The 24,913-nt window shown below is 63.1% G+C and carries 25 protein-coding genes and 2 pseudogenes; 16 read left to right on the top strand and 11 right to left on the bottom strand.

All coding sequences use genetic code 11. The annotated features are described in order from the left end of the window. Positions 1-3: 3 nt before the first annotated feature. Together HWY30_RS01070 and HWY30_RS01075 are read right to left on the bottom strand one after the other, a co-directional pair. Entirely contained in the window at positions 4-507 is a 504-nt protein-coding gene (locus HWY30_RS01070) for a universal stress protein (RefSeq protein ID WP_090810869.1), read from the bottom strand. Between the two features lie 23 nt (positions 508-530). Next, positions 531-1,370: a universal stress protein gene (locus HWY30_RS01075; RefSeq protein ID WP_090810871.1), complete on the bottom strand. Its 840-nt coding sequence runs from the start codon at positions 1,368-1,370 to the stop codon at positions 531-533. 204 nt (positions 1,371-1,574) lie between these two features. Between HWY30_RS01075 and HWY30_RS01080 the strand changes: the two genes are divergently transcribed. The 3 genes from HWY30_RS01080 to HWY30_RS01090 all read left to right on the top strand — a co-directional run bounded on the left by HWY30_RS01080 (position 1,575) and on the right by HWY30_RS01090 (position 3,185). Continuing rightward, on the top strand, positions 1,575-1,922 hold the full coding sequence (locus HWY30_RS01080) for a polyketide synthase (protein ID WP_244144725.1): 348 nt from the start codon (positions 1,575-1,577) through the stop codon (positions 1,920-1,922). Positions 1,923-1,986: 64 nt separating this feature from the next. Next, a complete protein-coding gene (phbB, locus tag HWY30_RS01085) occupies positions 1,987-2,733 on the top strand; it encodes an acetoacetyl-CoA reductase (RefSeq protein WP_090810873.1) in 747 nt (248 codons plus the stop codon). 137 nt (positions 2,734-2,870) lie between these two features. Further along, the gene (locus HWY30_RS01090; protein WP_090810875.1) at positions 2,871-3,185 is read left to right on the top strand and encodes a hypothetical protein; all 315 of its coding nucleotides are present in this window, start codon (positions 2,871-2,873) and stop codon (positions 3,183-3,185) included. Positions 3,186-3,253: 68 nt separating this feature from the next. On the opposite strand, the gene phaZ is transcribed toward HWY30_RS01090, so the two are convergent. Next, complete coding sequence (gene phaZ, locus HWY30_RS01095) at positions 3,254-4,552, bottom strand: polyhydroxyalkanoate depolymerase (RefSeq protein ID WP_090810877.1); 1,299 nt, start codon at positions 4,550-4,552, stop codon at positions 3,254-3,256. A gap of 349 nt (positions 4,553-4,901) precedes the next feature. Here phaZ and HWY30_RS01100 point away from each other — a divergent pair, with 349 nt between their 5' ends. Further along, the gene (locus HWY30_RS01100) at positions 4,902-5,141 is read left to right on the top strand and encodes a hypothetical protein (RefSeq protein ID WP_090811852.1); all 240 of its coding nucleotides are present in this window, start codon (positions 4,902-4,904) and stop codon (positions 5,139-5,141) included. Positions 5,142-5,221: 80 nt separating this feature from the next. Here HWY30_RS01100 and HWY30_RS01105 read toward each other — a convergent pair whose 3' ends face one another. Next, on the bottom strand, positions 5,222-5,728 hold the full coding sequence (locus HWY30_RS01105; protein WP_090810879.1) for a PRC-barrel domain-containing protein: 507 nt from the start codon (positions 5,726-5,728) through the stop codon (positions 5,222-5,224). 129 nt (positions 5,729-5,857) lie between these two features. Between HWY30_RS01105 and HWY30_RS01110 the strand changes: the two genes are divergently transcribed. Beyond that, the gene (locus HWY30_RS01110) at positions 5,858-6,313 is read left to right on the top strand and encodes a hypothetical protein (protein WP_090810880.1); all 456 of its coding nucleotides are present in this window, start codon (positions 5,858-5,860) and stop codon (positions 6,311-6,313) included. A 20-nt stretch (positions 6,314-6,333) separates the two neighbouring features. On the opposite strand, the gene HWY30_RS01115 is transcribed toward HWY30_RS01110, so the two are convergent. Then, on the bottom strand, positions 6,334-6,837 hold the full coding sequence (locus HWY30_RS01115; protein ID WP_090810882.1) for a flavin reductase family protein: 504 nt from the start codon (positions 6,835-6,837) through the stop codon (positions 6,334-6,336). Between the two features lie 432 nt (positions 6,838-7,269). Here HWY30_RS01115 and HWY30_RS01120 point away from each other — a divergent pair, with 432 nt between their 5' ends. The 4 genes from HWY30_RS01120 (at position 7,270) to HWY30_RS01135 (ending at position 13,052) form a co-directional block, all read left to right on the top strand. Continuing rightward, on the top strand, positions 7,270-9,009 hold the full coding sequence (locus tag HWY30_RS01120; protein ID WP_090810884.1) for a methyl-accepting chemotaxis protein: 1,740 nt from the start codon (positions 7,270-7,272) through the stop codon (positions 9,007-9,009). A 442-nt stretch (positions 9,010-9,451) separates the two neighbouring features. Then, positions 9,452-11,167: a thiamine pyrophosphate-binding protein gene (locus tag HWY30_RS01125; protein ID WP_090810886.1), complete on the top strand. Its 1,716-nt coding sequence runs from the start codon at positions 9,452-9,454 to the stop codon at positions 11,165-11,167. 248 nt (positions 11,168-11,415) lie between these two features. Next, complete coding sequence (gene pstS, locus HWY30_RS01130) at positions 11,416-12,450, top strand: phosphate ABC transporter substrate-binding protein PstS (protein WP_090810888.1); 1,035 nt, start codon at positions 11,416-11,418, stop codon at positions 12,448-12,450. A gap of 200 nt (positions 12,451-12,650) precedes the next feature. Further along, positions 12,651-13,052, top strand: coding sequence for a hypothetical protein (locus tag HWY30_RS01135; RefSeq protein WP_090810890.1), 402 nt, complete (start codon positions 12,651-12,653; stop codon positions 13,050-13,052). Between the two features lie 91 nt (positions 13,053-13,143). Here the strand turns inward: HWY30_RS01135 and HWY30_RS01140 are convergent, their stop codons facing one another. Then, positions 13,144-14,673: a CYTH and CHAD domain-containing protein gene (locus tag HWY30_RS01140; protein WP_090810892.1), complete on the bottom strand. Its 1,530-nt coding sequence runs from the start codon at positions 14,671-14,673 to the stop codon at positions 13,144-13,146. 259 nt (positions 14,674-14,932) lie between these two features. Between HWY30_RS01140 and HWY30_RS01145 the strand changes: the two genes are divergently transcribed. After that, positions 14,933-15,490, top strand: coding sequence for a TetR/AcrR family transcriptional regulator (locus tag HWY30_RS01145; protein WP_090810894.1), 558 nt, complete (start codon positions 14,933-14,935; stop codon positions 15,488-15,490). Between the two features lie 350 nt (positions 15,491-15,840). Continuing rightward, a pseudogene (locus HWY30_RS41335) lies at positions 15,841-16,089 on the top strand (alpha/beta fold hydrolase); the annotation flags it as partial. Positions 16,090-16,379: 290 nt separating this feature from the next. On the opposite strand, the gene HWY30_RS01155 reads toward HWY30_RS41335, so the two are convergent. Together HWY30_RS01155 and HWY30_RS01160 are read right to left on the bottom strand one after the other, a co-directional pair. Continuing rightward, positions 16,380-17,171 carry a DUF2182 domain-containing protein gene (locus HWY30_RS01155; RefSeq protein ID WP_090810896.1) on the bottom strand — a complete coding sequence of 264 codons (792 nt, stop codon included), beginning with the start codon at positions 17,169-17,171 and terminating at the stop codon, positions 16,380-16,382. Positions 17,172-17,173: 2 nt separating this feature from the next. Further along, positions 17,174-17,776 carry a DUF1326 domain-containing protein gene (locus HWY30_RS01160; protein ID WP_090810898.1) on the bottom strand — a complete coding sequence of 201 codons (603 nt, stop codon included), beginning with the start codon at positions 17,774-17,776 and terminating at the stop codon, positions 17,174-17,176. Between the two features lie 289 nt (positions 17,777-18,065). Here HWY30_RS01160 and acnB point away from each other — a divergent pair, with 289 nt between their 5' ends. The 5 genes and pseudogenes from acnB (at position 18,066) to HWY30_RS01180 (ending at position 23,356) form a co-directional block, all read left to right on the top strand. Next, complete coding sequence (gene acnB / locus HWY30_RS01165; protein ID WP_090810900.1) at positions 18,066-20,651, top strand: bifunctional aconitate hydratase 2/2-methylisocitrate dehydratase; 2,586 nt, start codon at positions 18,066-18,068, stop codon at positions 20,649-20,651. A gap of 415 nt (positions 20,652-21,066) precedes the next feature. After that, positions 21,067-21,153 (top strand): annotated as a pseudogene (locus HWY30_RS41340) (LysR family transcriptional regulator); the annotation flags it as partial. A 67-nt stretch (positions 21,154-21,220) separates the two neighbouring features. Next, positions 21,221-21,439 carry a LysR substrate-binding domain-containing protein gene (locus tag HWY30_RS41345; RefSeq protein WP_244144727.1) on the top strand — a complete coding sequence of 73 codons (219 nt, stop codon included), beginning with the start codon at positions 21,221-21,223 and terminating at the stop codon, positions 21,437-21,439. Between the two features lie 283 nt (positions 21,440-21,722). Continuing rightward, positions 21,723-22,091: a YciI family protein gene (locus HWY30_RS01175; protein WP_018422516.1), complete on the top strand. Its 369-nt coding sequence runs from the start codon at positions 21,723-21,725 to the stop codon at positions 22,089-22,091. Further along, complete coding sequence (locus HWY30_RS01180; protein WP_090810901.1) at positions 22,088-23,356, top strand: RNA polymerase sigma factor; 1,269 nt, start codon at positions 22,088-22,090, stop codon at positions 23,354-23,356. Before HWY30_RS01175 ends, HWY30_RS01180 begins: the two co-directional genes overlap by 4 nt. Positions 23,357-23,430: 74 nt before the next feature. Here HWY30_RS01180 and HWY30_RS01185 read toward each other — a convergent pair whose 3' ends face one another. Genes HWY30_RS01185 through HWY30_RS01195 form a run of 3 tightly spaced genes read right to left on the bottom strand, consistent with a single transcriptional unit; the run spans position 23,431 to position 24,672 of the window. Continuing rightward, entirely contained in the window at positions 23,431-23,922 is a 492-nt protein-coding gene (locus HWY30_RS01185; protein ID WP_090810903.1) for a lytic transglycosylase domain-containing protein, read from the bottom strand. Between the two features lie 23 nt (positions 23,923-23,945). Then, positions 23,946-24,293 carry a hypothetical protein gene (locus HWY30_RS01190; protein WP_090810905.1) on the bottom strand — a complete coding sequence of 116 codons (348 nt, stop codon included), beginning with the start codon at positions 24,291-24,293 and terminating at the stop codon, positions 23,946-23,948. Between the two features lie 4 nt (positions 24,294-24,297). Then, positions 24,298-24,672 (bottom strand): hypothetical protein, encoded by a 375-nt coding sequence (locus HWY30_RS01195; protein ID WP_090810907.1) that lies wholly within the window; start codon positions 24,670-24,672, stop codon positions 24,298-24,300. Between the last annotated feature and the right edge of the window lie 241 nt (positions 24,673-24,913).

Below are 24,913 nucleotides of genomic sequence, written 5' to 3' on the forward strand. Positions count from 1 at the left end.
AGCTCAGGTGAGTTCGTTTTCGGCGCAGGCCGGGACTGACCGATCGCGCGTCGCGCCGTTCGCGTGCGCGGGAACCATCAGCACCGGGCAGCTGGCGCTGCGCAGTACGCGCTCGGCGACGCTGCCGAGCATCAGTCGTTGAACACCACGGCGGCCGTGCGTGCCCATCACGATCGCGTCGGCGTGCCATTCGAGCGCCGCCTCGACGATACGATGCGCGACGTCTTCGCCGGTGATCGCGGCTTCGACGGTGCGGGCCGTGCCCTTGATCCCGCGCGCGGTCATCCGGCTCTGGGCATCGGCCGCGATCCGCTTGCCTTCCTCGATGAAGGCGTCCTGGATCACGCAAGGGTCGAAGCCGGGCGCGTCGTAGGCGATGACGGGCACGTCGATCACGTACAGCGGCTGCAGCTCGGCGCCCGATTCGGCGGCAAGGGTCAGCGCGGCGTCGAACGCACGGGAGGCGGTGTCGCTGCCATCGAGCGCGACGAGTAGGCGGTGAAACATGGCGGACTCCTTAAGCGGTCACTTCAGTGCGACAACAGCACCGGCACGGTCATCGACTCGAGCATCGTGCGCGTCGCGCCGCCCAGTACGACTTCGTGCAGACGCGAATGCGCGTAGGCGCCCATCACGATCATGTCGCAGCCGAGGTCGGCCGCCTGCGACAGCAGCGCGTCGCCGACCGGCGTGCCGTCCGCGACGCTCAGTTCGCGCACGTCGATCTTGACGCCGTGACGTGCGACGGTGAGTGCGATGTCGTCGCCCGGAACCGTGTCGCGCGGCGGACGATCGCCCGATGAATGAACCGTCAGCAGCGTCACTTTGGACGCGTGCGCGAGGAACGGCAGCGCGTCGTGGATCGCGCGGGTGGCTTCGCGGCTGCCGTCCCACGCGATCAGCACGTGGCGGCCGGGCGCCGCGAAGGTGCCGCCCGACGGCACCAGCAGCACCGGCCGCCCGGCCGACAGCACGACGTGCTCGACCAACTGTTCGGCGACGAACGCCTCGGGATCGGTCGGATCGGTCTGCCCGAGCACGATCAGATCGGCGAGACGCGCATAGGGCGGCACGACGTCGTTCGCGTAGCCGTTCGCGGCGATCCAATGACCGTCGACGTTCGCGCGCGCGAGTTCCGCACGAAACAGCCGCTCGAGCGCGCTGGCACGCTCGTGCCGCAGACGCTCGTGCTCCGCGTAGTAGTCGGCGGTGCCGGCCATCACGAAGAACGCGTGCCGCGGTGGCACGTACGTCGAAAACAGGCCGGTCAGCGTCGCATGAAAGCGGTGTGCGAGCTGCAATGCGATTTCGAGGCGCGGATGTGCACGAACGCTCGTATCGAGGTGAACGAGAATGCTTTTGTAGCTCATCGCCAAAGCTCCGTGACAGAAACGTGGGGAAACGGGCGCAAGCAGGCTCGAGCCCGTCGTCAAATGGAGTCTAAGGGCCCGGCGGCCGCGGCTGTTGATGCAGATCAAGCGCGGGCCGCCGCGCGCTCAGTACAGTGACGGGCACGCTCGACGGTTTGCAACCGCGCCTGGCAATCCTATGCTGTGCTCTGGAGGGCAGCGATCATGATTTCCGAATCCGATGCGCCGCTCGGGCGCCCCGCTTCACCATGGACCTCGACGGCATCCGGACCGCCCGAAGGCTGGCTCGACTACGCGGCGGCGTATCAGACCGCACAGGGCGCGGCACACGAGTACGCCGAGCGGTGCTTCGCCGACTGGAGCAAGTCGATCGCTTTCGTCGCGCAGCGCGAGGCGGACTGGTTCGGCGAGGCCAACCGCGCTTGCGCCGCCTGGTATGCGTGGTGGCAGGCGGGGTACGGCATCGCGCCAGGCGTCGCGCCGCTCGCGGGCGGCCTGAGCGCATGGTGGTGGAGCTCGCAGAACGCGCTGCCGTTCGCGGGCGTCGTTTAGCCGCGCGAGCCGGCAAGGCCGGCGCGCGCACCGTCAATGGCAGACACGGCAAGGAGGAGTTCAGATGGGAACGGATCGCGTGGCATTGGTCACAGGCGGGATGGGCGGTTTGGGCACGGCGGTCAGCCGGGCGCTTCATGACGCGGGCATGACGGTCGCGGTGACGCACTCGACGCACAACGATCACGTGTCGACATGGCTGCAGCACGAGCGCGACACGGGGCGCGACTTTCACGCTTACGAAGCCGACATCGCCGACTTCGATTCATGCGCGCGCTGCGCGCAACGCGTGCTGACCGAACTGGGCGGGGTCGACGTGCTGATCAACAACGCGGGCATCACGCACGACACGAGCTTCGCGAAGATGAGCAAGGAGCACTGGGACGCCGTGCTGCGCACCGATCTCGATGGCCTGTTCAACATGAGCAAGCCGCTGTTGCCCGGCATGCTCGAGCGGCGCCACGGCCGCATCGTCAACGTGGGGTCGGTCAACGGTTCGCGCGGCGCCTACGGGCAAACCAATTATTCAGCGGCCAAAGCGGGCGTGCACGGCTTCACGAAGGCACTTGCGCTCGAAACCGCGAAGCACGGCGTCACGGTGAACACGGTGTCGCCCGGTTATCTCGCGACCGCGATGGTCGAAGCGGTGCCGCGCGAGATCCTCGACACGAAGATCCTGCCGCAGATTCCGCTCGGCCGGCTGGGACGTCCGGACGAGGTGGCGGCGTTGATCGCGTTTCTATGCTCGGAGGAGGCGGCTTTTATCACCGGTGCGGACATTGCGATTAACGGGGGTATGCATATGCAGTGAGGGTGCTCGCCTTCACCGCGCTTGACCCACGTCAATGACCGTCTTTCTGGCAAGAACAAGATAAGCCCCATAGCAGGCGCCTGGACCCTGAGTCTGCGCGGAACAGGTTCGATCGACACTCGCAAGGGGAGGCGAAGATGGGCATCGACATGCAGATCGTCTACCTTGGCTTTGCGGGTGCCGCTCCGCTCGAAGCGGAAGCAGGTGCGCAACTGGTGCGTCTCGCGCGGTTTGGCGCGCTCGTGTCGCACTGCCATCTCGCCATCGAGGCGTTGCGTCCGGGATCGGCGCATCCGCTGTATGACGTGAGGCTGGATCTGGTCACGCCCGCGCACGAGCTCAAGCCCGTCGCGCACTGCACTGACGACGACGCCAAAGCGGCGATCCGTCGCGCGTTCGATGCGGCGGAAATGACCCTCGAAACAGCGATCGGCACCGAGCGTGGGAACTGACGAACTTGCGCCGTGACGTGACGCTCGGCGTTCGTCAGATGCGGACTGCTGACGTTTTCCCGGCCACCTCACGCCGATTTGCGGTTTGCCGAACCCCTGGCCGCGCGGCGCGGCCGGCAAACCTTCAACGCGGCGTGCTCGACATCGCGCCAGAATTCGCGGAGCCCCGGATGAACCGCATCGCGCCAACGCGGCCCGATGAAGAGGTCGTAGTGATTGCACTGCTCGATGGTGAGCTGCCGCGCGGCTCGCATCGGCGATGCATCGCACAGCGCATGCGCGCAATGCGTTTGCCCCGCGCCCGTGATCTCGTCGCTGTCACCCTCGATCGAGCACAGCGGGGTATCGCGCAGCGCGGCGATTCGTACCCGGCGCCCGGCGACCGACCACAGATCGCGCGGCAACAGATGTTCGTGAAACACCACACGAAGCATGTCGAAGAAGTAGCACTCCGCCATGTCGAGCACCGCGGCATATTCGTTTGCCGAGCGCAGCGCCCGCTGCGCACCGGGCATGTCGCCGGCGAGCCATCGGGACCAGTAATCCGCTTCGAGTCGCAACTGCCGCTCCGGATGCGCGGCAAAAATCGCGGTCTGCTGGATGAAGCCCGGGTACACGAGACGCCCCGCGCCGCAATAGGGCGGTGGAACGATATCGATCGCATGGTCGTGAAACCACTCGAGCGAATGGGAACTGGCGAAGCGGTCGGTGATGGTCGGGTTCAAACGGGTATCGATCGGGCCGCCGAGTAGCGAGAGGCTCGCGATCGGCGCCGCCTCGTCCATGGCGAGCAGCGCCGCGGCGCCGAGCGCAGGCACGCTCGCCTGACAGATCGCGATCACATGAACCGGCGAACCGAACGCGCGGGCGGCGCCGACGAAGCTTTCGAGCGCCTGCACGTAGTCGTCGAGCGATAGCGGGCCCGCTTCGCGCGGCACGTCGCGCGCGTCGGCCCAATCGGTCACGAACACGTCACGTTCCTCGAGCAGCGTTTCGACGGTCTCGCGCAGCATGACTGAGTGATGTCCGGCGAGGGGCGCGCACAACAGCACCGGCAGTTTTGCGTCGGTAGGGGGTGTAGAGGGGTTGCGCTTGAACCTGAGCAGCGCGCCGAGCGGCAAGGAGGCGACGACGCTTTCGTCGACGGTAACGCGGCTACCGTTGCCGGCAACGGAGTGGATCGCGAATGTCGGCGTTCGTTCGAAAGCGCAGGCGGATCTCAGCAGCCAGTAGCTGAACGCGTCGGCCGCCTGCTCCGGGCCGAGCCAGCCCGCTTGCGGGCGCGGCCCCGACTCCGGTTCGGACAGAACTCCCCCGACCATCGCGCGCGCGAGGCGTTGCTGTGCATCGATGAAGGCGTACCACATGATGAACTCCGACGTTCGTCGATCATGAGGGCAGCGTGGCCGCACCGGCACGAACTCGTGACGCGGATACCGTCGCAAAGCTTACCGCGAAACGTCGCGGCGAGGGGCGCGAAATCGGTGCGCGCGGCGCGCCAAGCACGCCGCGTGCAAGAGGCATTGCGCGTTTTCCCGGCAGGGTTTTCACGCGATGGCGTGCGTCTGAAACGGAGCTGAAAGTATCGGGGAAAGCGAACGACGTCGAGCGTGACTCATGGTTCGTGTTGACGGTTGACGTGGATCAACGAGAGAGGCGTTGCGGGCCATTACGCTGACGATGGCAGTCGCTCGCGACAACCCCGAGGAGCATCCAATGGCCATATCAGCAAACGCGCAGGAAGGAACCTGGTCCGTGAGCGTCGAGACGCGGGAGGCGCAGGAAGGCGGGTTCCTGTCGACGATCCATGTCAAACATGTGTCGCCCGAGGGTGACTTCGAACGCACCTTTCATCAGTCGCAGGTGTTCGCCGTGGAAAGAGAAGCGGTACTCGAAGGCTTGCGCGAAGGCATGACGTGGATCGCGCTGAAGACGACGCGGACCATCGGGGTGTAACAGCGCACCGCGCCTCGCGTGCTCGCCGCAACAGGCAACGCGTGCGAGGTAGCGGTGCTCGAGCGTCGCGATGCGTGTCTTCAGATTCCGCTCGTCGGATCGACACGTGTCGCGGGATCGCTTTCGACGACACTGCGCGTCGCTTCCCAGTACGGTTCGCGATGATAGAACTGATGGACCGACGTCCCCCATGCGCGATCGGCCATTGCCGGCCAATGGTCCTTGTCGAAGCCCGGCGAGCTTTTCACCTGCTCGGCCGTGGCGTCCAGCTGGAAGCACTTGCGGTCCGTGTCGAGCGTCAGCGAACGCCACGGGATCGCGTGCAAGGTCCCGCCGATGCCGAGGAAAGCGCCCTCCGTCAGCACCGCATACGCGATGCGGCCGCTGCGCACATCGAGCATGATGTCGGAGATTTTGCCGAGGTCCTGGCCATCGGAAGAGATCACCTTGTTGCCGTCGAGCGTCGCGGCGGCCATGACCGCGGGTCCGGGACCGTCGCCGACGCCGCTGCCGGCGATACGTGCGCCGGCGCTGGGCTGTATGGGAGTCGCGGAGGCGTTCGGGTCGAGAGGATCGAGCGGGTTCATGTCGAAACTCCTGATTTCCACGGAATATCTGCGGTTCGCAAGACCCGTACCCGAGACCGGATTCGAAGACTAGAATAAAAACACGCCGTGTCGAGACGGCTGCGCTGCGCCCGGATAGGGGGAGCGATCATGCGTTGTGGAATCATTGGTCTATGCACTGGCGTGGCGGGCGTATGTGTGTTGTCTGGCTGCGTCTATTACGGTCCTTATTCGTACTATCCGGGAGCCGGTGGCTATTACGCCTGCACCAGCGCCACTGCCACCGGCCCCGCGCAAGCATCGTCTGGCAACGCGCCTGTGCCGGCGAGCGGTACGGCGGCCGCGAATCCGGCGCCAAACGACTTGCCGTTGTCGGGACAGAATTGCACGTACGTCGCGGTACCTGCGCCTGCTTATTACGGCTATCCCGGGTATTACGGTTACGGTTATCCCGGCTATTACGGCTATCCCTATGGCTATTCATGGCCGGGCTACTACGGATGGTGGGGACCGTCAGTGGTGATCGGAGGCTACTGGGGCGGTGGCTATGGCCATGGCGGCTATTACGGCCACTGGCACGGAGGACATGGCGGGCACTGGCATTGAGCAGCCAGCACGCCAGCCAACTACGAAAACGTCTCCGGATAAAGATCCTCGCTCATGTCGAGATTGCCAGTCTGCGCGTAGATCAGCGGGTCGCCGTCCGCGCCGGCTAGCGCGCCATCGACGACGCGCCCAACTATCTGCCGATGATCTCCCGCCTCGATGTCGCCGGTCACCCGGCAGTCGAAATGCGCGAGCGCATCGAGTAACAGCGGCGCGCCGGTCACGCCGGTACGCCAGCGAGCCACCGCGAGCTTGTCGACGGCTCGGCCCGACTGCGTGCCGAAGTGCTCGGCGAGCCTCTGTTGATCCGCGCGCAACACGCTGATCGCGAACACCGCGCCGCTGCGCAGTAGTTCGTACGACTCATGCTCGGGACTGATGCCGAGCGCGACCAGCAATGGTGAAAACGAAACCTGCATCACCGAGCTTGCGGTGAACGCATTGCGGCGCTCGCCGTCCGCTACGCCGATCACATACACACCCGCAGTCAAATGCCGGAAAAGCTGCGCAATCGAATTGCTCATAGGGCCTCCTGGATAAAATTTCGTCGCGTGTTGCATGCCTGTGCGGCTGCTCCGGAAGATGCAAAACTTAAATATTGAATCGATATAAACATATCGAAATAGAATGAATCTCAGCGCGGTTGTTCGTCGATAGAGCGTGCATGTTCGGGGCGACCAAAAGCGTTGCACCAAGCGAGTGCGGCCGGCACCAGCGCGTGCACCGATTGGCACTTTCATCGGCTCAAAATAGACCACTCCTGTTCTCTTATAGGGACGTAAAAAAATCTTCGCGATAATCCCGCTATTCACCTGAAGAATTAGAGCGTATTGCCGATAACCAGTTATGTCCGGTACTGCGTTTCGCGTCGGTATGGCCTTGTGTTATAGCGGGCGCCAAAGCGGTGATGTACCTGCTTATCCGTTCGGGTTCTTACATTCTCAACAAAGCGAACTATGAATTTCGGCAATATGAAACTCGGCGCCAAGCTGATCAGTGCGTTCATCCTGGTTTCGATCATCAGCGCTGTTGTCAGCGGGATCGGCCTGCACAACATGGCGGAGATCAGTGCGAACGCAGACAAGACGTATCGGCAGGACCTTGTCGGGCTCAACCTGATACAGCAGGCTAACGCCGACGTACTGAGAGTCGGCACCTATCTGCGCAACGCGGTTCTGGCCACGACGGCCGCACAGCGGGCTGGCTCGCTCGATCAAGCTGACAAGGCCTTTGCCTCGTCACGTGAGCACCTCAATCAGGCGGAGCCGCTCATCTATACCGACAAAGGCAAGGCTACGTTCGCCGACCTCGATCAAGGTTGGCAGGCCTACATCCAGGCCTTCAATGAAATGAAAGGCAAGATCAACGCGGCGGCGTTAGGGGACCGGGACAGCCTGACCGAATACATGCTGGGCGAGTACCACGACAAAGGCTTCAAGACCCTCGTGCTGATGGGCAATCTGGTTGCCCTGAAACAGGCCGACGCGCAACGGACAGCTGAAGCCAACGATGCCGTGTACGAGGAAGGTCGAACTTTGATGCTGGTCTTCGTGGCGATGTCCGTGTCGATCGGCGTGGGAATCGGCATATGGATGATGCGTAGCGTAACGCGGCAACTGGGTACGGAGCCGGCGACGGCTGCTGCTGTGGCCAGAAGCGTGGCGGCCGGCGACCTGAACATCAGTATCGCCCTGCGGCCCGGCGACACGAACAGCCTGATGGCGTCGCTCAAAGCCATGTGCGACGCCCTGGTGCAGGTCGTATCAGAGGTGCGCGAGAACGCCGAAGGTGTCGCGACTGCGAGTGCGCAGATCGCACAAGGCAATCTGGATCTGTCGAGTCGCACGGAGCAACAGGCGGCGTCGCTCGAAGAAACGGCTTCCAGCATGGAGGAACTGACTGCGGCGGTCCGCCACAACACGGACAATGCAACCCAGGCTGCCACGCTCGCGGGTACCGCCTCGAGCGTCGCGCAACATGGCGGCGAGATCGTCGGGCGCGTGGTCGACACAATGCGTGACATCTCCACCAGCTCGGCCACGATGTCCGAGATTATCGGCGTCATCGAAGGCATCGCCTTCCAGACCAACATCCTCGCGCTGAACGCAGCGGTCGAAGCGGCCCGCGCGGGAGAACAGGGGCGGGGCTTCGCTGTCGTTGCGGGTGAAGTCCGCACGCTCGCGCAGCGCAGTGCGACTGCCGCGAAGGAAATCAAGGAGTTGATCTCGGACTCTCTCAGCCGGGTGGAGGCAGGCTCGATGCTCGTCGAAGAAGCGGGCGGTGCGATCAAGGAAATCGTGCAGTCAGTGAAGCGCGTGACCGACATCGTGGGCGAAATCTCGTCGGCATCGAGCGAGCAAAGCACCGGTATCGAACAGGTCAATCAGGCAGTCAACCAGATGGACCAGGTCACACAGCAAAACGCTGCGCTTGTCGAAGAGGCGTCGGCGGCAGCCCAGACAATGGCCCGGCAAGCGGAAAGCCTGCGCAAGACGGTCGCTTTTTTCAAGGTCGATGGCGAGAAGGCTGCTTCATCGCGAGCGACGACGCAAGCGGCAGTACCGCAACGCACGGCCCTGAACCGCGCCCCGTCCTCTGCTGTAACACCGGCAAAGGTTGCGAGGAGACCAGTCCCCTCTTCAGAAGGTCCGGTAGTCGTCGCCGCCGCGACTGAGACGGACTGGCAGAAATTCTGAGCGATTCCGACCGGTTCCGGGTGCTGGATGACGTCGATTCATACCGTCGGCGCGTGCCAGCCCCGCAGGAGTCGAGCGGGCGAAGATCCGCGATACACGTGCGCCGGATGGCTATCAATGCGGCGCGGCGACTGCCTCAGGCACGGGAGGCAGCGTGGATGATCAACAGTGCAGCCAGGGCGTGTGATTGTGGACGGAGACACCCGGGCCCGCCGGTCAAGCGGGTTCGAGGAAATAGCGCGATGCGCGACTGCACTCGACGTGCAGCGCCTTGAACGTCGTCTCGCCGTCTCCGCGCACTGGCCATCGCCGATCTCGTCTCGCGCCGCTCCGACATGCAGCGCGTGACGGGCAGATGCGCAGCGGTGAGATTCGATTAACGGTAACTCGTGAGATCGTAATCAAAACTATGGGATCAAACGCTCCGCTCAATGTCTCGGCAATGGTTGTGAACTCGTTGGAGTCCTCCGGAATAGACCACGTGTTCCTGGTCCCGGGAAAACTGATCTATCCGCTGCTGGACGCAATCGACAACTCCCCTTTGATTCGCGGAATCGTAGGCGCTCATGAGACTGGCAGTGCTTTCATGGCCGATGGCTATGCCCGCGCCAGCCGGAAATTCGGCGTTTGCGCAGGGATTTCCGGTCCAGGCACGATGAATTTCGTTCCCGGCATGGCGGCCGCTCACGCGGACCGGATTCCGATGCTCTATATTGCCGGGGGGATCTCGTCGCACGCGGAAGGCAAAGGGGCGTTCCAGGATGCCACGCCCGGAGGCATTTTTGAAAGCGGCGTGGTCAGAAGTCTGGTGACGGATATCGTCGAGCTAAAGAACAAGGAAAATACTCAGGCCGAGATGCGTCGTGCGATCGAAGGGTTGAACTGGATGCGTCGAGCGCAGTCATTCATCAGTATCCCCGTAGACGTTCAAAAGCAGGATGTCCTGCCCGGTCAGGAGGTCGCACGGCAACCCTACGCTCACGGCGAATTTAACGCATGCGAAGTGCCCGCGAACCGCGCCGCTCTCGATGCCCTGTGCGATCAGTATCTGTTTCAGTCGAAGAGAGTCGCGTTTCTGGTCGGAAGTCGCGGCAATGATGCGGAAACCGCAAAGCTTCTTCTCGAGGTTGCCGAAGGCTTTCACATTCCAGTCGCAACGACACTATCGGGAAAAGGCGCATTTCCTGAGCAACATGCCCTTGCACTGGGTGTGTACGGATTTTCAAGTCATTCGCGCGCTGCACGGGTGATCAACTCCGACGAACTTGACGTACTAGTCGTGTTTGGTAGCGACCTGAACCAGCGAGACAGCATGAACTGGAGCAGGAGGCTGACAGGGGGGAAGGAGCTATTCATCTTTGATGACAGCTTCGATTCACCGGCGATGGGGCACATTTCGCGTCAAGGAATCTTCTCCGGAATTTCCGCGAGCTTCCGGTTGCTGGCCCAGAAAGCCGCGGACAACCCTCCCGGGCTGCCGCAAGCACTGCAAAGAAGAAAGGGGTGGATTGCCGAGATCAACGAGACCCCCCTGTACGACCACCGGTTCGAGCAGTTAGGAGACCGAGTTTCCAGCGGTGACGAAGCGCTATATCCTGGAGACGTAGTTAAGCACTTGTGCCGGATTCTGCCGAAGGACAGCAACGTCGTGGTGGATTCCGGAGCCCACCGCATCTTCATGGCCCATTACTGGCTGTCGTCAGGTAAGGGCAACTACTTTTCGTCGAGCTCGCTCGCCCCGATGGGCTGGGCCATCGCAGCCGGAATCGGCGTCAAGCTTGCGGCCCCGGAACGCCCATGTGTCGTGGTGACCGGCGATGGGTGCATGATGATGCACGGCATGGAGATTCAGACCGCGGCTCGATACCGAGTCAAGGTGATCTATGTGGTTCTGAACAACGCCGCACATGGCGCAATCCATATCGACGCTATCAGGAGTGGTTCGATTTCAGAGCAGTTCACCAAATTGCCCTGTCATAGCTGGTCGGCTTTTGCATCGTCGATCGGTGTGGCCGCGCGCGTGGTTGAGCGCATCGACGAGCTTGATGGTGTACTGAGTGAAGCTTGTCAATATGACGGCCCCTTTCTGATCGAAGTCATCACCGGAGTTTTTCCCGCGCCGAACCGGTACTATGCAGAAGCCGAAGCCTGTCCGTGAGATTCCATCCTTCAACGCGGCAAAGCCAACCGCATTGCTGAACGACGCCGCAATCAGACCGTCTGAACGCCGCGCCGCAGTTGTCAACAAAATGTCATTCGAACCGCCTAAGTTTAGACGTTCGAGCCGATGGCAAGGCTCGACGCGGCGATGGGCACGCCGGGCCTGCGGAATGCGCAAGAGAGGGATCGCGGCGCGTAGCTTGCTGCAACCATTGAACCGGTCAGTCAATCTCGTGGAGGCAAACCATGCTGTTCAAACGAGGAATTGCAGTTCTTGCCGTTGCTCTACCGCTCGCGGCCGCGCAAGCGCAAACCGTCAACATCACCGGCGCGGGCAGCACTTTTGCGGCCCCGATCTATAACAAGTGGGCTGACGCCTACCAAAAGGCGGGAGGCGGCAAGGTCAACTACCAAGGCATCGGTTCAGCGGGCGGCATCAAGCAGATCATCGCGAAGACCGTTGATTTCGCAGGTTCCGATGCGCCGATGAAGGAGGACGAACTGGCGAAGACTGGCCTGTTCCAATTCCCGACCGTGGTCGGCGGCGTCGTGCCGGTTGTGAACCTGCCCGGCGTGAAGCCGGGTCAACTCATTCTGTCGGGTGCCGTGCTTGGCGACATCTATCTGAACAAGATCAAGAAATGGAACGATCCGGCGATCGCCGCGCTGAATCCGGGTATGAAGCTGCCAGATACGGACATCGCCGTGGTGCGCCGCGCCGACGGTTCGGGCACGAGCTTCATCTGGACGAACTTTCTGTCGAAGGTGAACCCGGAGTGGAAGTCGAAGGTCGGCGAAGGCACGACGGTGAACTGGCCGACCGGTACGGGCGGCAAGGGCAATGACGGCGTTGCCGCGTTCGTGCAACGCCTGCCGGGCGCGGTCGGTTACGTCGAGTGGGCATATGCGAAGCAAAACAACATGATCTACACCAGCCTGAAGAATTCGGCCGGTATCGTGGTTGCGCCGAAGACCGAAACCTTCAAGGCGGCCGCCTCGGGCGCGGACTGGAAGACGACCTTCTACCAGATCCTGACGAACGAGCCCGGCAAGGACGCGTGGCCTGTCGTCGGCGCGACCTTCGTGCTCCTGCATGCGACGCAGGACAAGCCGGCGCAAGGCGCGGCAACGTTGAAGTTCTTCGACTGGGCGTTCAAGAACGGCGGCCAGGCTGCCAGCGATCTCGACTACATTTCGCTGCCGGATTCGGTCGTGGCGGAAATCCGCGCGCAATGGAAGACCAAGGTCAAGGACGCGTCGGGAAAACCGGTGTTTCAGTGAAGGCCTCGATGCCACCCACCTCAAACGGCTTGTAATCGATCATGGACGAAGTCAATTGACGCAGGTCCAATTGACTGACGCATAGAGGCGGGTAACGTGTGTGACGGTCCTTTATCACCGCACGCTCATCACACGCCACGGCACGCTCGCGATGTACCATGTCTGCGTGAAATCTCGCGCTGGATATCGTGGAGTACATCATGGGAAGCGCATGGAAACGCCGCTTCAAACTGTTTATCCAGCGTTTCTGGCAGCCAACCAGCGCGTGCATGACCTGTATGCCGGGGAGCTGGGGCAACATCATGAGCCTCACGCACTGGGCGATCGCATTCAAAACCGGGCTGCTCACCGGTGTGCTCGCCCTGCTGCTCACCTTCACGCCGGCGGCGAAGTGGTACGGGAATCGCTATAGCAACGCACTGCTCGTCGGTTGCCTGACCGCTATCGGCGATGCCTACTCTCATTTGAGCCAGTACCGCTTTCATGTTCTCGAACACGTCGCGACGGGGGTCATGTCAGGCCTGTTCGCGCTCGCTGCGTCGTACCTGTTCGAGGACCGCGCGCGCCGCATACGCGCGGCGTGGTCGCGCTTGTTCGGATAATAAGACTTCGATCTCGAACATCGTGAGACCTCACGATGAGTGTTGCGCGTGACACGTTCGTGCCCGGATACATCGCGGTGAATTGTTCGCGTCAGTGCGGTGACGAAAGCAGTTTGAAGCGCTTCCACAGCTTCTTCAATGTCTGATGATCGGCAGCGACGCGTGACGCGAGGAAGCCGCGTGCGAAGGCCGCGCCCGAGGCTGCTTCCGGCGACGTTTTCAACAACGACTTCAGAAGCTGATCGGCGACGACGGCATCGTTGCGCCAGCCGAGATCATCCTGAAGCGCGGTGAGCGCGTCGACATAATGGCGAACGGCCTGCTTCGGGCATAGCGACGCAAAGAACTCGGTGGCGTATCGAACTTTTTTCGCCGCGATGCGGGCGCGGTGACGACGGTGATCGTCCAGATCGGCCAAACCCTTGCCACGTTTGATCAGTTTCTTGTGCCGACGACGCAGGACATCGGCGGCGAATGACTTCACCGGGCCGCTGATTGCGTTGCGCTGTTCGTCGGACATCTCATCTCGCCAACCTTTGCGGTTCATCCAGAGCGCGAACTGGAGCGCGAGCCGCGTGTAGCGAACCGACTCGACCGCGGCAGCCGCGCGCTGCCGGTTGTTGACGGCAATCTGCTCGCACGCCTGTCTGACGGGCCGGATCTCGTCCGCATTGCCGTCGGCGCCGGCATGGTCGAGCGTCGATCCCGCAAGCACTTCCCAGTCGCGCGCGCCGCCGAGTTCCGAGGCAATCCAGCGCAACTCCTCGTCGAATCCGGACGAGGCGGGGATGACCTTCGCAAACAGGTCGAGAGCCGAACGCAAGCGACGAAGTCCCACGCGCATCTGATGGACGCTCGATGGAGCGTGGCCCGACACGACGCCCCGTTCATTCGCGTGGACCTGGTCCAGACAGTTGCGCACAATCGCGCAGAACGCATCCTCGACCGAATCGCGTTTGTTCAGTCGCACTGGTTGCGCTTTCACCGCCTCGCTGTGCTCGTCAATGAGCAGTGCATACCCGACATCTGCCTTGCTGCGATGATCGATACGCAGCGGCACAGTTTCGAGCATTTCCAGCGCGACGCGGTACAGCACATCCGGATTGCCCTGTTTCAGTTCCAGTTCCACCGCGGCGATCTGCACTGATCCCGAATCCGCTTCGACGCTTCCTTCGTCGAGAGCAAGCTCGAGTTCGTCTCCGGACGGCTGGCGCAGCACAAACGCTGACCGGTTGATCCGCGTGACGAACACCGGCTTCAGTTGGGCCGCAACGGTCTCGTCGCGAATCAGCTTTCCGCAGTCGCTGTCGTCGGGGATCTGGTCGTACAGCAGCGTCAGATCGGGCGCGTCGCTATTCACGGGCATCTCGAACTCGTCCCGGTCGAACAACCCCGCCTTGGCCGATCCTTCGCGCTTCAGCGTCTGGATTTTGTCGTTGCCGACGGTGCGCACGCGCAGCGAAGCCCCGCACCAGTGAAATGAAAAATCGGGCGTGTCGAAATAGGTGCTCGTCAGCAGGTGAGGCGTTCCCGCCGTGGCTTCTGATTGCGCAAGCATCGACGCGTTGCGCAATTTGACGAGATCTTCCTTCGCAACGCGCAGCTTCAGCTCCCGTTCCATGCCGCCTCCAAAATGCGCACCAGACCGTCAGACTACACCGGATTGGTTGGACCGCGTCAGGGCCGATCGTCCCCAGTGGCCTCAGATAAAAGTCGTACACGGAAAAAGTGGATGAGACGGTCGACGAGCCTGGCGCGAATGCCTGTACACGTTGGGACAGCTTGATTAGGAAATGATCATTTCCTATAATCGCCGTATGACTACACGCAACCATGCTGCCAGACAGCCACGTGCTCCAGGTCGTCCACGCGAATTCGACATGGACGTCGCGCTGGACGGGGCAATCCAGATTTTTCGTGAGCGCGGTTATCAAGGGACGTCTCTTGGCGACCTTGGGTCCGCGATGGGGCTCACGGCCGGCAGTATCTACAAGGCGTTCGCCGATAAGCGAGCGGTATTCCTTGCCGCGCTCGAGCGCTACATCCATCTACGAAATGACCAGTTGCAGCGCCTGCTCGACGCGGAGCAGACCGGCCGCGACAAGGTACGGGCCATTCTGCGGTTTTATGCTGAGTCTGCAATTGGCGATGAGGGCAAGCGAGGTTGTCTCGTAGTCGGAAGTGCAGTCGACCTGCTGGCCTTCGATGATGAGATCGCGAGTCATGTGGTCGCATCTTTGCAGCGAACGGAGCGTCTGTTGTGTCGTTTGATCCGAGCGGGCCAGACAGACGGTTCGATCGCGTCCGCCGTGGATCCGGACGCTACCGGCCTCGCACTGCTGAGTCTGACGCAAGGTTTGAGAGTCGTCGGCAAAGTCGGGCGATCCCGGGCACACATGATGGCGGCGGCGGATCAGGCCATGCGTCTGCTGGACTAAGCACATCAAGACATAGCATCGCATGACCTCCGCGTGCCGGTCACCCTATTAGGAAACGTACATTTCCTAACATCATCAGCCAATGAGAAAAGCCGCTCAACGGTGTCATCCCCCAACCCAGAGGAGTTTCGTTCGTGAAAACACATCACTCGCCGGTGCCATCAGGGAGTTCCGGAATCGTAAGCACGTTGCCAGTAGCAAGGCCCGTTGCGGGGCTAGCAGGATTCGAGCACAAGTTCGCGACAGTCGACGGACTGAGGCTGCACTACGTCACCGGTGGAAACCCACAGGGCGACGTGGTCGTGTTGCTCGCGGGCTTTCCCGAGAGCTGGTTCGCCTGGCGCAAAGTGATGGGACTGCTTGCAAAGACCTACCGAGTCGTCGCACCGGACCTTCCCGGACAAGGTGATTCGGATCGTCCGATGGACGGCTACGACACACAAACCCCTGCGAGCCATGTTCACGGTTTGCTCCAGCAACTGGGGATGACCCGGTACTTTCTTGCTGCACACGACATTGGAGCGTGGGTGGCTTTTCCTTACGCCGTAATGTTCGGCGACGAAGTCCGGCGACTCGCGCTGCTGGATGCGGGGATCCCCGGCGTGACGTGCCTGATGCGTTGCCGAGCGCGCCCGAGCGTGCATGGCGCACCTGGCATTTCGCATTTCACGGGCTACCGGACCTGCCGGAAGTGCTGCTCGCCGGCAAGGAACGTGAATACCTCGACTGGTTCTTGCGGCGAAAGGCGGCCAATAGGCCGCATCATTAGTCACTGCGGGCACTTCATTCCAGAAGAACAACCGCGCGCGGTCGCCGACGAACTCACTGCGTTCTTTGGAAGCGCAGAGGGGGTAACGGGGCTACGTGGGCGCAAGATGCCGCGCATGGCTCAGGCGATGCGGGCGTGCTGTAGGACGATCCATGCGGACCACACAAGCAACGCAATGCCGAGCGGCTTGCCGATGGACCTGCCCCAGCTGAAATTCTTCTCGGCCGACATGATCGCGCCGAGCGCCAGCATCCAGCCGACGCTGCCAGTGCCGACCGCGAACATCAGCAGCATCAGGGCCCAACAGCAGCCGATGCAGAAAGCGCCGTGACTGATGCCGAGCGCAAAGCTTTCGCGGCGCGCGCTCCTGCCGCGCCAATGCTCGGTGATGAACATCAGCGGCGAGCGGCATTTGTCGAGACATCGGTGCTTGAGGCTGCTGAACTGATAAAGGCCCGCGAGCGCGACGATCGCGGCGCCGATCAGCCAGCCGTTTGCAAGCAAGCTCGCAGACTGGTCCGCGACCAGATGGAGCGCCGCGTCGAAGCCGTGCGCGAGCACGCCGAACAGCGCCCACATCGTCGCATAACCGACGATCAGAAGCGCCATCAGCGTGCGCCGGTTTGAGTGCGCGACGGTCATCCGCCGGAAGGTGTCGAAGAGCGGGAAGGCGGTCGGCAGCATCATCGCCGCGATCATCAGCAGCCATGCGACGCTGTGCAGCAATGCCGCAATCGTGAGGCTCGCGCCGGGCACCTCACGGCATATCGGGCCGACGAGCGGCAGTTCGGTCCAACTCGCATGATGCAGAAAACGCGCATAGGGCCCCGCGTCCCATATCCATAACGCGATCCACGCGCTGCCCGTCAATGCGACGAAGAGCGGCGCGAACAGCCGCGAGCGTGCGAGCATCTTCACGACGCGAAGCTGAACGATCCCTGAATGGCGTTATGTCCGGTCAAGGCGAGGTCGAGATCGAGCTTTTCGTGCCGCAGGCGGAATGCGTTCGCCTTGCCGACGAAAGCAGGGGAGCCGGGTATCGTCGAAAAGATGCTTTCGACCAGTTTGGTCGGCTCGCCGGTCGGGCCGCGATAGGGCTCCAACTCGGCCTCGATGGCTTCGCCGACTTTCATCCTGCCCTTGCCGTCGACGACCGCGTATTCGATCGGCGCGCGTTCCACGGACACGACTTCGCCGATCAACTGCACGAGATCCGCGATGGGGCCACCGCGCTCGCCACGGTGCACGCTAACCAGGGCGTCGAATTGCGCGTCGCTCGCGCGCTCGTCGACGAACATCGCGACGCGCCAGCCGCCTTTGAGCACGTTGCCGGGAATGAACGCCGCGAACGCGATCGTCAGGCCCGATACATCGACGCCGTCGATCATGCCTTGCTCGTAGTGGTATGCAAGCGCGCTGCGGCAAATGCCGTTATCGGGATCTTCTCCGATCCAGCACGGACACAGCACCTTGCATTCACACACTTCGAGGATGCTGCCCATCAGTTGATAGCTCATTCACGCCTCCGCTGCCGGTTGGATCCGGCCGGGAAGAACATCGCCGGACATCCTCTGTTGTAGCCGTTAAGCGGGCAGGAATCAAAGTGTTCGGGGCACTGCGAATGATTGAAGCGGCTTACACAGTCGGTGCTTTTGCGGTGCGGGAGGGGCGCAACTCTTATATAAGACATAAGACATTTGACCTTGCATGGGTATTGCAATTAAAATCGCGATCGAAGCAGTGCCCGGCACAGCTTGGAGTGCCTTAAAAGCCTTTCCCTGAAACGCAAATACCAGCAGGTCCCCCATGCTTGAAAATTTTCGTGCTCACGTGGCCGCACGCGCCGCGCTCGGCATTCCTCCCCTGCCGCTGACGGCTCAGCAGACCGCCGAGCTGGTTGAACTCCTGACGAACCCGCCCGCTGGCGAAGAGCAGACGCTGCTCGACCTGATCACCAACCGCGTGCCCGCCGGTGTGGACGAAGCCGCCCGCGTGAAGGCAGGCTTCCTCGCCGCCGTGGCCAACGGCCAGACCGCCTGCGCGCTGATCTCGCGCGCCCGTGCGACGGAACTGCTCGGCACGATGCTGGGCGGCTACAACATCCAGCCGCTGATCGAACTGCTGTCCGACGCCGAAGTGGGCACCGTGGCCGCCGACGCGCTGAAGAAAACCCTGCTGATGTTCGACCAGTTCCACGACGTCAAGGAACTGGCCGACAAGGGCAACGCCAATGCGAAGGCCGTGATGCAGAGCTGGGCCGACGCCGAATGGTTCACGAGCCGTCCGGAAGTGCCGCAAAGCCTGACCATCACCGTCTTCAAGGTGACGGGCGAAACCAATACCGACGACCTGTCGCCGGCCCCGGATGCGACCACCCGTCCGGACATCCCGCTGCACGCACTGGCAATGCTGAAGAACGCGCGTCCCGGTATCACCCCGGAAGAGGACGGCAAGCGCGGCCCGGTCAAGTTCATCGAGTCGCTGAAGGAAAAGGGCCACCTGGTCGCGTACGTGGGCGACGTGGTCGGCACCGGCTCCTCGCGCAAGTCGGCCACCAACTCGGTGCTGTGGTTCACGGGCGAAGACATCCCGTTCATCCCGAACAAGCGCTTCGGCGGCGTGTGCCTCGGCGGCAAGATCGCCCCGATCTTTTACAACACGATGGAAGACGCCGGCGCTCTGCCGATCGAACTCGACGTGTCGCAGATGGAAATGGGCGACGTGGTCGAACTGCGCCCGTACGAAGGCAAAGCCCTGAAGAACGGCGCAGTGATCGCCGAGTTCCAGGTCAAGTCCGACGTGCTGTTCGATGAAGTGCGCGCCGGCGGCCGCATTCCGCTGATCATCGGCCGCGGCCTGACCGCCAAGGCACGCGAAGCGCTGGGCCTCGCCCCGTCGACGCTGTTCCGCCTGCCGCAGCAGCCCGCCAATAGCGGCAAGGGCTTCTCGCTGGCGCAGAAGATGGTCGGCCGCGCTTGCGGTTTGCCGGAAGGCCAGGGCGTCCGTCCGGGCACGTACTGCGAACCGAAGATGACCTCGGTCGGCTCGCAGGACACCACGGGCCCGATGACCCGCGACGAACTGAAGGACCTGGCGTGCCTCGGCTTCTCGGCCGATCTCGTCATGCAGTCGTTCTGCCACACCGCCGCTTATCCGAAGCCGGTGGACGTCAAGACCCACCAGACGCTGCCGAACTTCATCAGCAACCGTGGCGGCATCGCGCTGCGCCCGGGCGACGGCGTGATCCACTCGTGGCTGAACCGCATGCTGTTGCCCGACACCGTGGGCACCGGCGGCGACTCGCACACGCGCTTCCCGATCGGCATCAGCTTCCCGGCCGGTTCGGGTCTGGTCGCCTTCGCGGCCGCCACCGGCACGATGCCGCTGGACATGCCGGAATCGGTGCTGGTCCGCTTCAAGGGCAAGATGCAGCCGGGCGTGACCCTGCGTGACCTCGTCAACGCAATCCCGCTGTACGCGATCAAGCAAGGCACGCTGACGGTTGCCAAGCAAGGCAAGAAGAACATCTTCTCCGGCCGCATTCTCGAAATCGAAGGCCTGCCCGATCTGAAGGTCGAGCAAGCGTTCGAACTGTCGGATGCTTCCGCCGAGCGCTCGGCCGCCGGTTGCACGGTGCACCTGAACAAGGCACCGATCATCGAATACCTGAACAGCAACGTCACGCTGCTGAAGTGGATGATCGCCCAGGGCTACCAGGATCCGCGCAGCCTGCAGCGCCGCATCAAGGCGATGGAGCAGTGGCTGGCCGACCCGCAACTGCTGTCGCCGGATGCCGACGCCGAATACGCAGCCGTCATCGAGATCGATCTCGCCGACATCCACGAGCCGATCGTGGCCTGCCCGAACGATCCGGACGACGTGAAGACGCTGTCCGACGTAGCCGGCGCGAAGATCGACGAAGTGTTCATCGGCTCGTGCATGACCAACATCGGTCACTTCCGCGCCGCGTCGAAGCTGCTGGAAGGTAAGCGCGACATCCCGGTCAAGCTGTGGGTGGCCCCGCCGACCAAGATGGACCAGAAGCAACTGACCGAGGAAGGCCATTACGGCGTCTTCGGCACGGCTGGTGCGCGTACCGAAATGCCGGGCTGCTCGCTGTGCATGGGCAATCAGGCACAGGTGCGCGAAGGCGCGACGGTCATGTCGACGTCGACCCGTAACTTCCCGAACCGTCTCGGCAAGAACACGAACGTGTACCTCGGCTCGGCGGAACTGGCGGCGATCTGCTCGCGCCTCGGCAAGATCCCGACCAAGGAAGAGTACATGGCCGACATGAGCGTGCTCAACGCCAACGGCGACAAGATCTATCAATACATGAACTTCGACCAGATCGAGGACTTCAAGGAAGTCGCCGACGCCGTGACGATGTAAGTGTGCTGTCGGACTACGGCGTGTGGTTCGCGTCGTAGCGCCACGAAATGGCGCCGTGGGCTGAATGCCTGCGGCGCCTTTTTTTTGCGGCGTTCGAGTCGAGGTCCGCGCGCGGCAGCCTCGCCGGGATCGCAGCGGAATCTCAGGGCCTGGCGATAGCCGATCCGCATCGCAAGACAAACCCCGCGACCTGGTCCAACGCGTATCGGGCGCTTGCAAGCTCGTCGGTCGAGCGCTGGAACGCGTGATGGAGTCCCTCGTAGATTTCCAACTGCACCGTGTTTCCCCGCTGGGCAGCGGCAGCCGCGTAGCGACCGAGACGGGACAATCGGTCTATGAAGCGGGTTTGCGCATCATTGGAGATTTCACGGAGCTCGAATCGTCCGTCGGGTGCGGTCAGGTTTCGCTGGCGGGGATGGTCCGGGTCACCGTGGCGCCGGTTTTTGGCCGGCTGTATGTGGTGCCGCGCCTGCCGGCATTTTTCGCCAGGTATCCGAACGTGTCCGTGGACCTGTCGGCCACGGAGCGAACCATCAATCTGGTCGAGGAGGGCTTCGACCTTCGCCCATATGGGACTGGTTCAAGCGCCGGCGTGGCTCTTTGCGCCGGAGATCGCGAGCGGTGCGGTCGTCAGCCTGTTGCCGGATTTCGCGCCGGCGCCGATGCCCATCCACGCCGTTCATCCTGCCGGCCGACGATTGCCGACCAAGACTCGCGTATTTATCGATTTCGTTTCGGAAATTTTGACGTCTGATCCCGGTCCGGCCTTTGTCCCGGTCAGGACCTAGCGAGTGTTCCGCCGACACCGGATCATGCCGAACAGGGATCGCGGTCCGGCCTTACCGCGCCGCAGCCAATCCCCGGTCGACAAGGCACTTGACCCGTCCGACAATGCTTGGCGAAACACGGTCGAACGGGCTGCGATCCAGGCGTCTGTTTCCAACGCGGCGTGGGTCCCAGGTGGTCGTCCGCGATTTTTTTGACGCCCCTGTCCGTCAGCATGCGGCCCGCGCGTCATTGTGATGGCGGCCGATGCAATTCATCCGCCTCAACCCCATGACGGAGGCTCAAATGGAATACCTGTTGATGATCTACTCGGAAGAAAACGGCTGGAACAAGATGACCGACAGCGAGCGGCAGCAAGGCGTTGCCGCCTATCACGCGTACACCGAATCGTTGAAGAAAGCGGGGGCTCTGGTGGGGGCCAACCGGCTGCAGCACACGAACACGGCCACCACGGTGCGGCTCGTCGACGGCAAGCCGCAGGTGCTCGATGGACCGTATTCCGATTCGAAGGAGCAACTCGCCGGCTACTACCTGATCGACGTGCCGAACCTCGACGCGGCGATGTCGTGGGCGTCGCGTTGTCCCGGCGCGGCGCACGGCGTCATGGAGGTGCGCCCGGTCTGGACCGCCCCTTACGAGGCACCCACTGCATGAGTGCGTCCGGCGGCGCCCTGGGCGATGACGGCGCCGCGCGTTCGATTGCCGAGGCGGTCGCTCGCCGCAGCTACGGCAAGCTCGTCGCGCTGCTGGCGATGCGCACGCGCGACGTCGCCGCAGCCGAGGACGCGCTCGCCGACGCATTCGCGGCCGCGCTCGCGGACTGGCCGGAGCAAGGCTGTCCCGCGAGTCCTGAAGCGTGGCTGATGACGGTCGCGCGCCGCCGGGCGATCGACGGCGCGCGTCATCGCCAGGTTGGCGACGACGTGGCGAACCAGTTGATGATCCTCGCCGACGAGATCGACGAGAGTGAGGCAGGCGCGTTGCCCGACCGGCGGCTTGCGCTGCTGTTCGCGTGCACGCACCCTGCGCTCGAGGCCGCGATTCGGACGCCGCTGATGCTGCAAGTGGTGTTGGGGCTGGAAGCGAAGACGATTGCGTCGGCGTTCCTGATGTCGCCCGCCGCGATGAGCAAACGTCTCGTGCGGGCGAAGACCAAGATCCGCGAAGCGGGCATTCCGTTCAGCGTGCCCGAGCGCGAGGAGCTGCCCGGCCGGCTCGACGCGGTGCTCGAAGCGGTCTATGCGGCGTATGCGGAAGGTTGGACGGACCCGGTCGGCGGCGATACCGAGCGGCGCGACCTCGCGGACGAGGCGCTGTATCTCGCGCAACTGCTTGTCGAGTTGCTCCCTGACGAACCCGAGACGTTGGGCCTGCTCGCGCTGATGCTGTTTGCACAGGCGCGGCGTGATGCGCGACGCGATGCGGCTGGCGACTACGTGCCGCTGTCGGCCCAGGACCCTGCAACGTGGAACGCGCCGATGATCGACGCGGCGAACGCACTGCTCCGGCGCGCGAACGCGCTCAACGCAATCGGGCGCTTTCAGCTCGAGGCCGCGCTGCAGTCGGCGCATGTGGATCGCTGCCGGACGCGTCGCCCGAACTGGGACGAAATCGTGCAGCTCTACGATGGGCTCTTCGCCATTGCAGCGTCGCCGGTGGTCGCCGTGAACCGTGCGCTTGCCGTGGCCGAACGCGACGGCCCGCAGGCGGCGCTCGACGCGCTTGCGCCGTATGCGGACGACCCGCGGCTGGCCGACTACCAGCCCTACTGGGCCGCACGCGCCAATCTGCTCGCGCGTGCCGGCGCGACTGCGCAAGCACTCGACGCGTACGATCTGGCAATCGGCCTTGAGCGTGATCCGGCCGTGCGCCGGTTCCTGCAGCGCAAGCGAATGGAGCTTGCATCGACGAGCAGTTAGCGGAGTGGGTTGCGTTTGCCTGCTTCGTCAGGTCGGGCGTGGCGGCTTTGCCCCGACAGGCCTGCGCCTGAACCTTACCGCTCCGGCTGCAACAGCCCCCAGCTCACGAGAATCGCCTGGATGCTGCGCGCGTAGGCGTCGCGCTCGTGCGGCGATTCCGAGTGATACGCTCCGATTGCGCGCCATGTGTTGCCGTATCGCACCATCTTCTGCTTGAGCAGCCACGCGGCCACGAAGATATTCACGCACGGGTCCGTGAGCGCGCGGTGCGGAATGCCCCGGCTCTCGAGTTCAGGAAAGTGGATCGAATTGATCTGCAATTGCCCCACGTCGATCGAACCGTTGGCGTTGCGGTTGATGGCGCTCGCGTCGCCTTTCGATTCGCGCCATGCCACGGCGCGCAGCACGTGCGGATTGACGCCCTGGTAAGCGCCGGCCTTGTCGAAGCAATCGTCGGCGGACGGGGCGGCTTGCGCGGTCGAACTGCCGAGCGCCAGCAGCGCCGCCCAGGTGCATAGGGCCCACGACCGCAAAGGGCGGAAGGCGTTGGTCTTGTGCTGGTCCATGAGTCGGGGCTCCAGGTCCTGCTTTACTGCGCCAGCGCGGAATCGAGCTGCCGCTCGATGTCCTTGAGATAGGTGCGCGACGCATCGGAGACGACGAGGCGCGGCGTGGGCATCGCGCAGCGGCAATCGTGCTGGTGCGTCTTTTTCTTGTTGTGCGACGTCGAGCGCGGCGCGGGAAGATCGTCGTCGTCGCCGGTGGAGGGCGGCAGCATGGAGAGCGTGGGCAGCGGCGGGTAGACCTTGTCCGCAGAGGCTGTGGTGGCAGCGGTGGCAGTGCCGGCCGCAGTCGCAGGCGCGCTGGCAGCGGGCTGGCCCGCCCATGCGGCCGGACTTAAGCATAGCGATGCCGCGGCGAAAGCAATCAGGCGCATCGTGTCAGCTCCCCGCACGTAGCGGCTGGATCGAGACGCTGTACGTCTGGTTCGTGCCGCTCGTCAGGTTTTCGAGCGTGGGTTTGAGCCCCTGCTGCGGCACGCCCCGCCAGATCGCCTGGTTGATGTACTTGAAGTCCTGGCCCAGCGCCGTTACGCGGATCACAGTGGGCTGCTTCTGCGCGGCGGCGAGCGCACCTGCCTTGGCGAGCACCGTAGTCAGTTGCGGATCGCGCGCGCCGAGTGCATCGGCGGGAATGTCGAACTTCATGATCACGTCCGACACCGCAGGTTTCTCGGCTTGAGCCGTATTGGGCTGCTGCAGTTGTGCGCAGCCTGTTACAAACATTACGGCAAGTAAGAGCACAGCGCGCGTCACGTCGGGGTCTCCAAAGTTTCGTAGCGATGTACGCGTTTTCGGCTTGGGATGCCGAGACTTGATACCTGGGGGCAAACGTTTGCGAAAAAAGAAAGAGTTCGCTCTTGCGGCGCCGCTTCCCGGAAGGTTGCTGCGTGCACCTCCGCCTTCGAGCAGAGAACTTCTTGCCCTGTCGGGTAAAGCCACAGCGATTGCTACGCGTACGCTCGTCGGGACGCGATCGACCTGACGCCCCAACCCG

Source organism: Paraburkholderia tuberum STM678 (genome assembly GCF_902833905.1).
Taxonomy (GTDB): Bacteria; Pseudomonadota; Gammaproteobacteria; order Burkholderiales; family Burkholderiaceae; genus Paraburkholderia; species Paraburkholderia tuberum.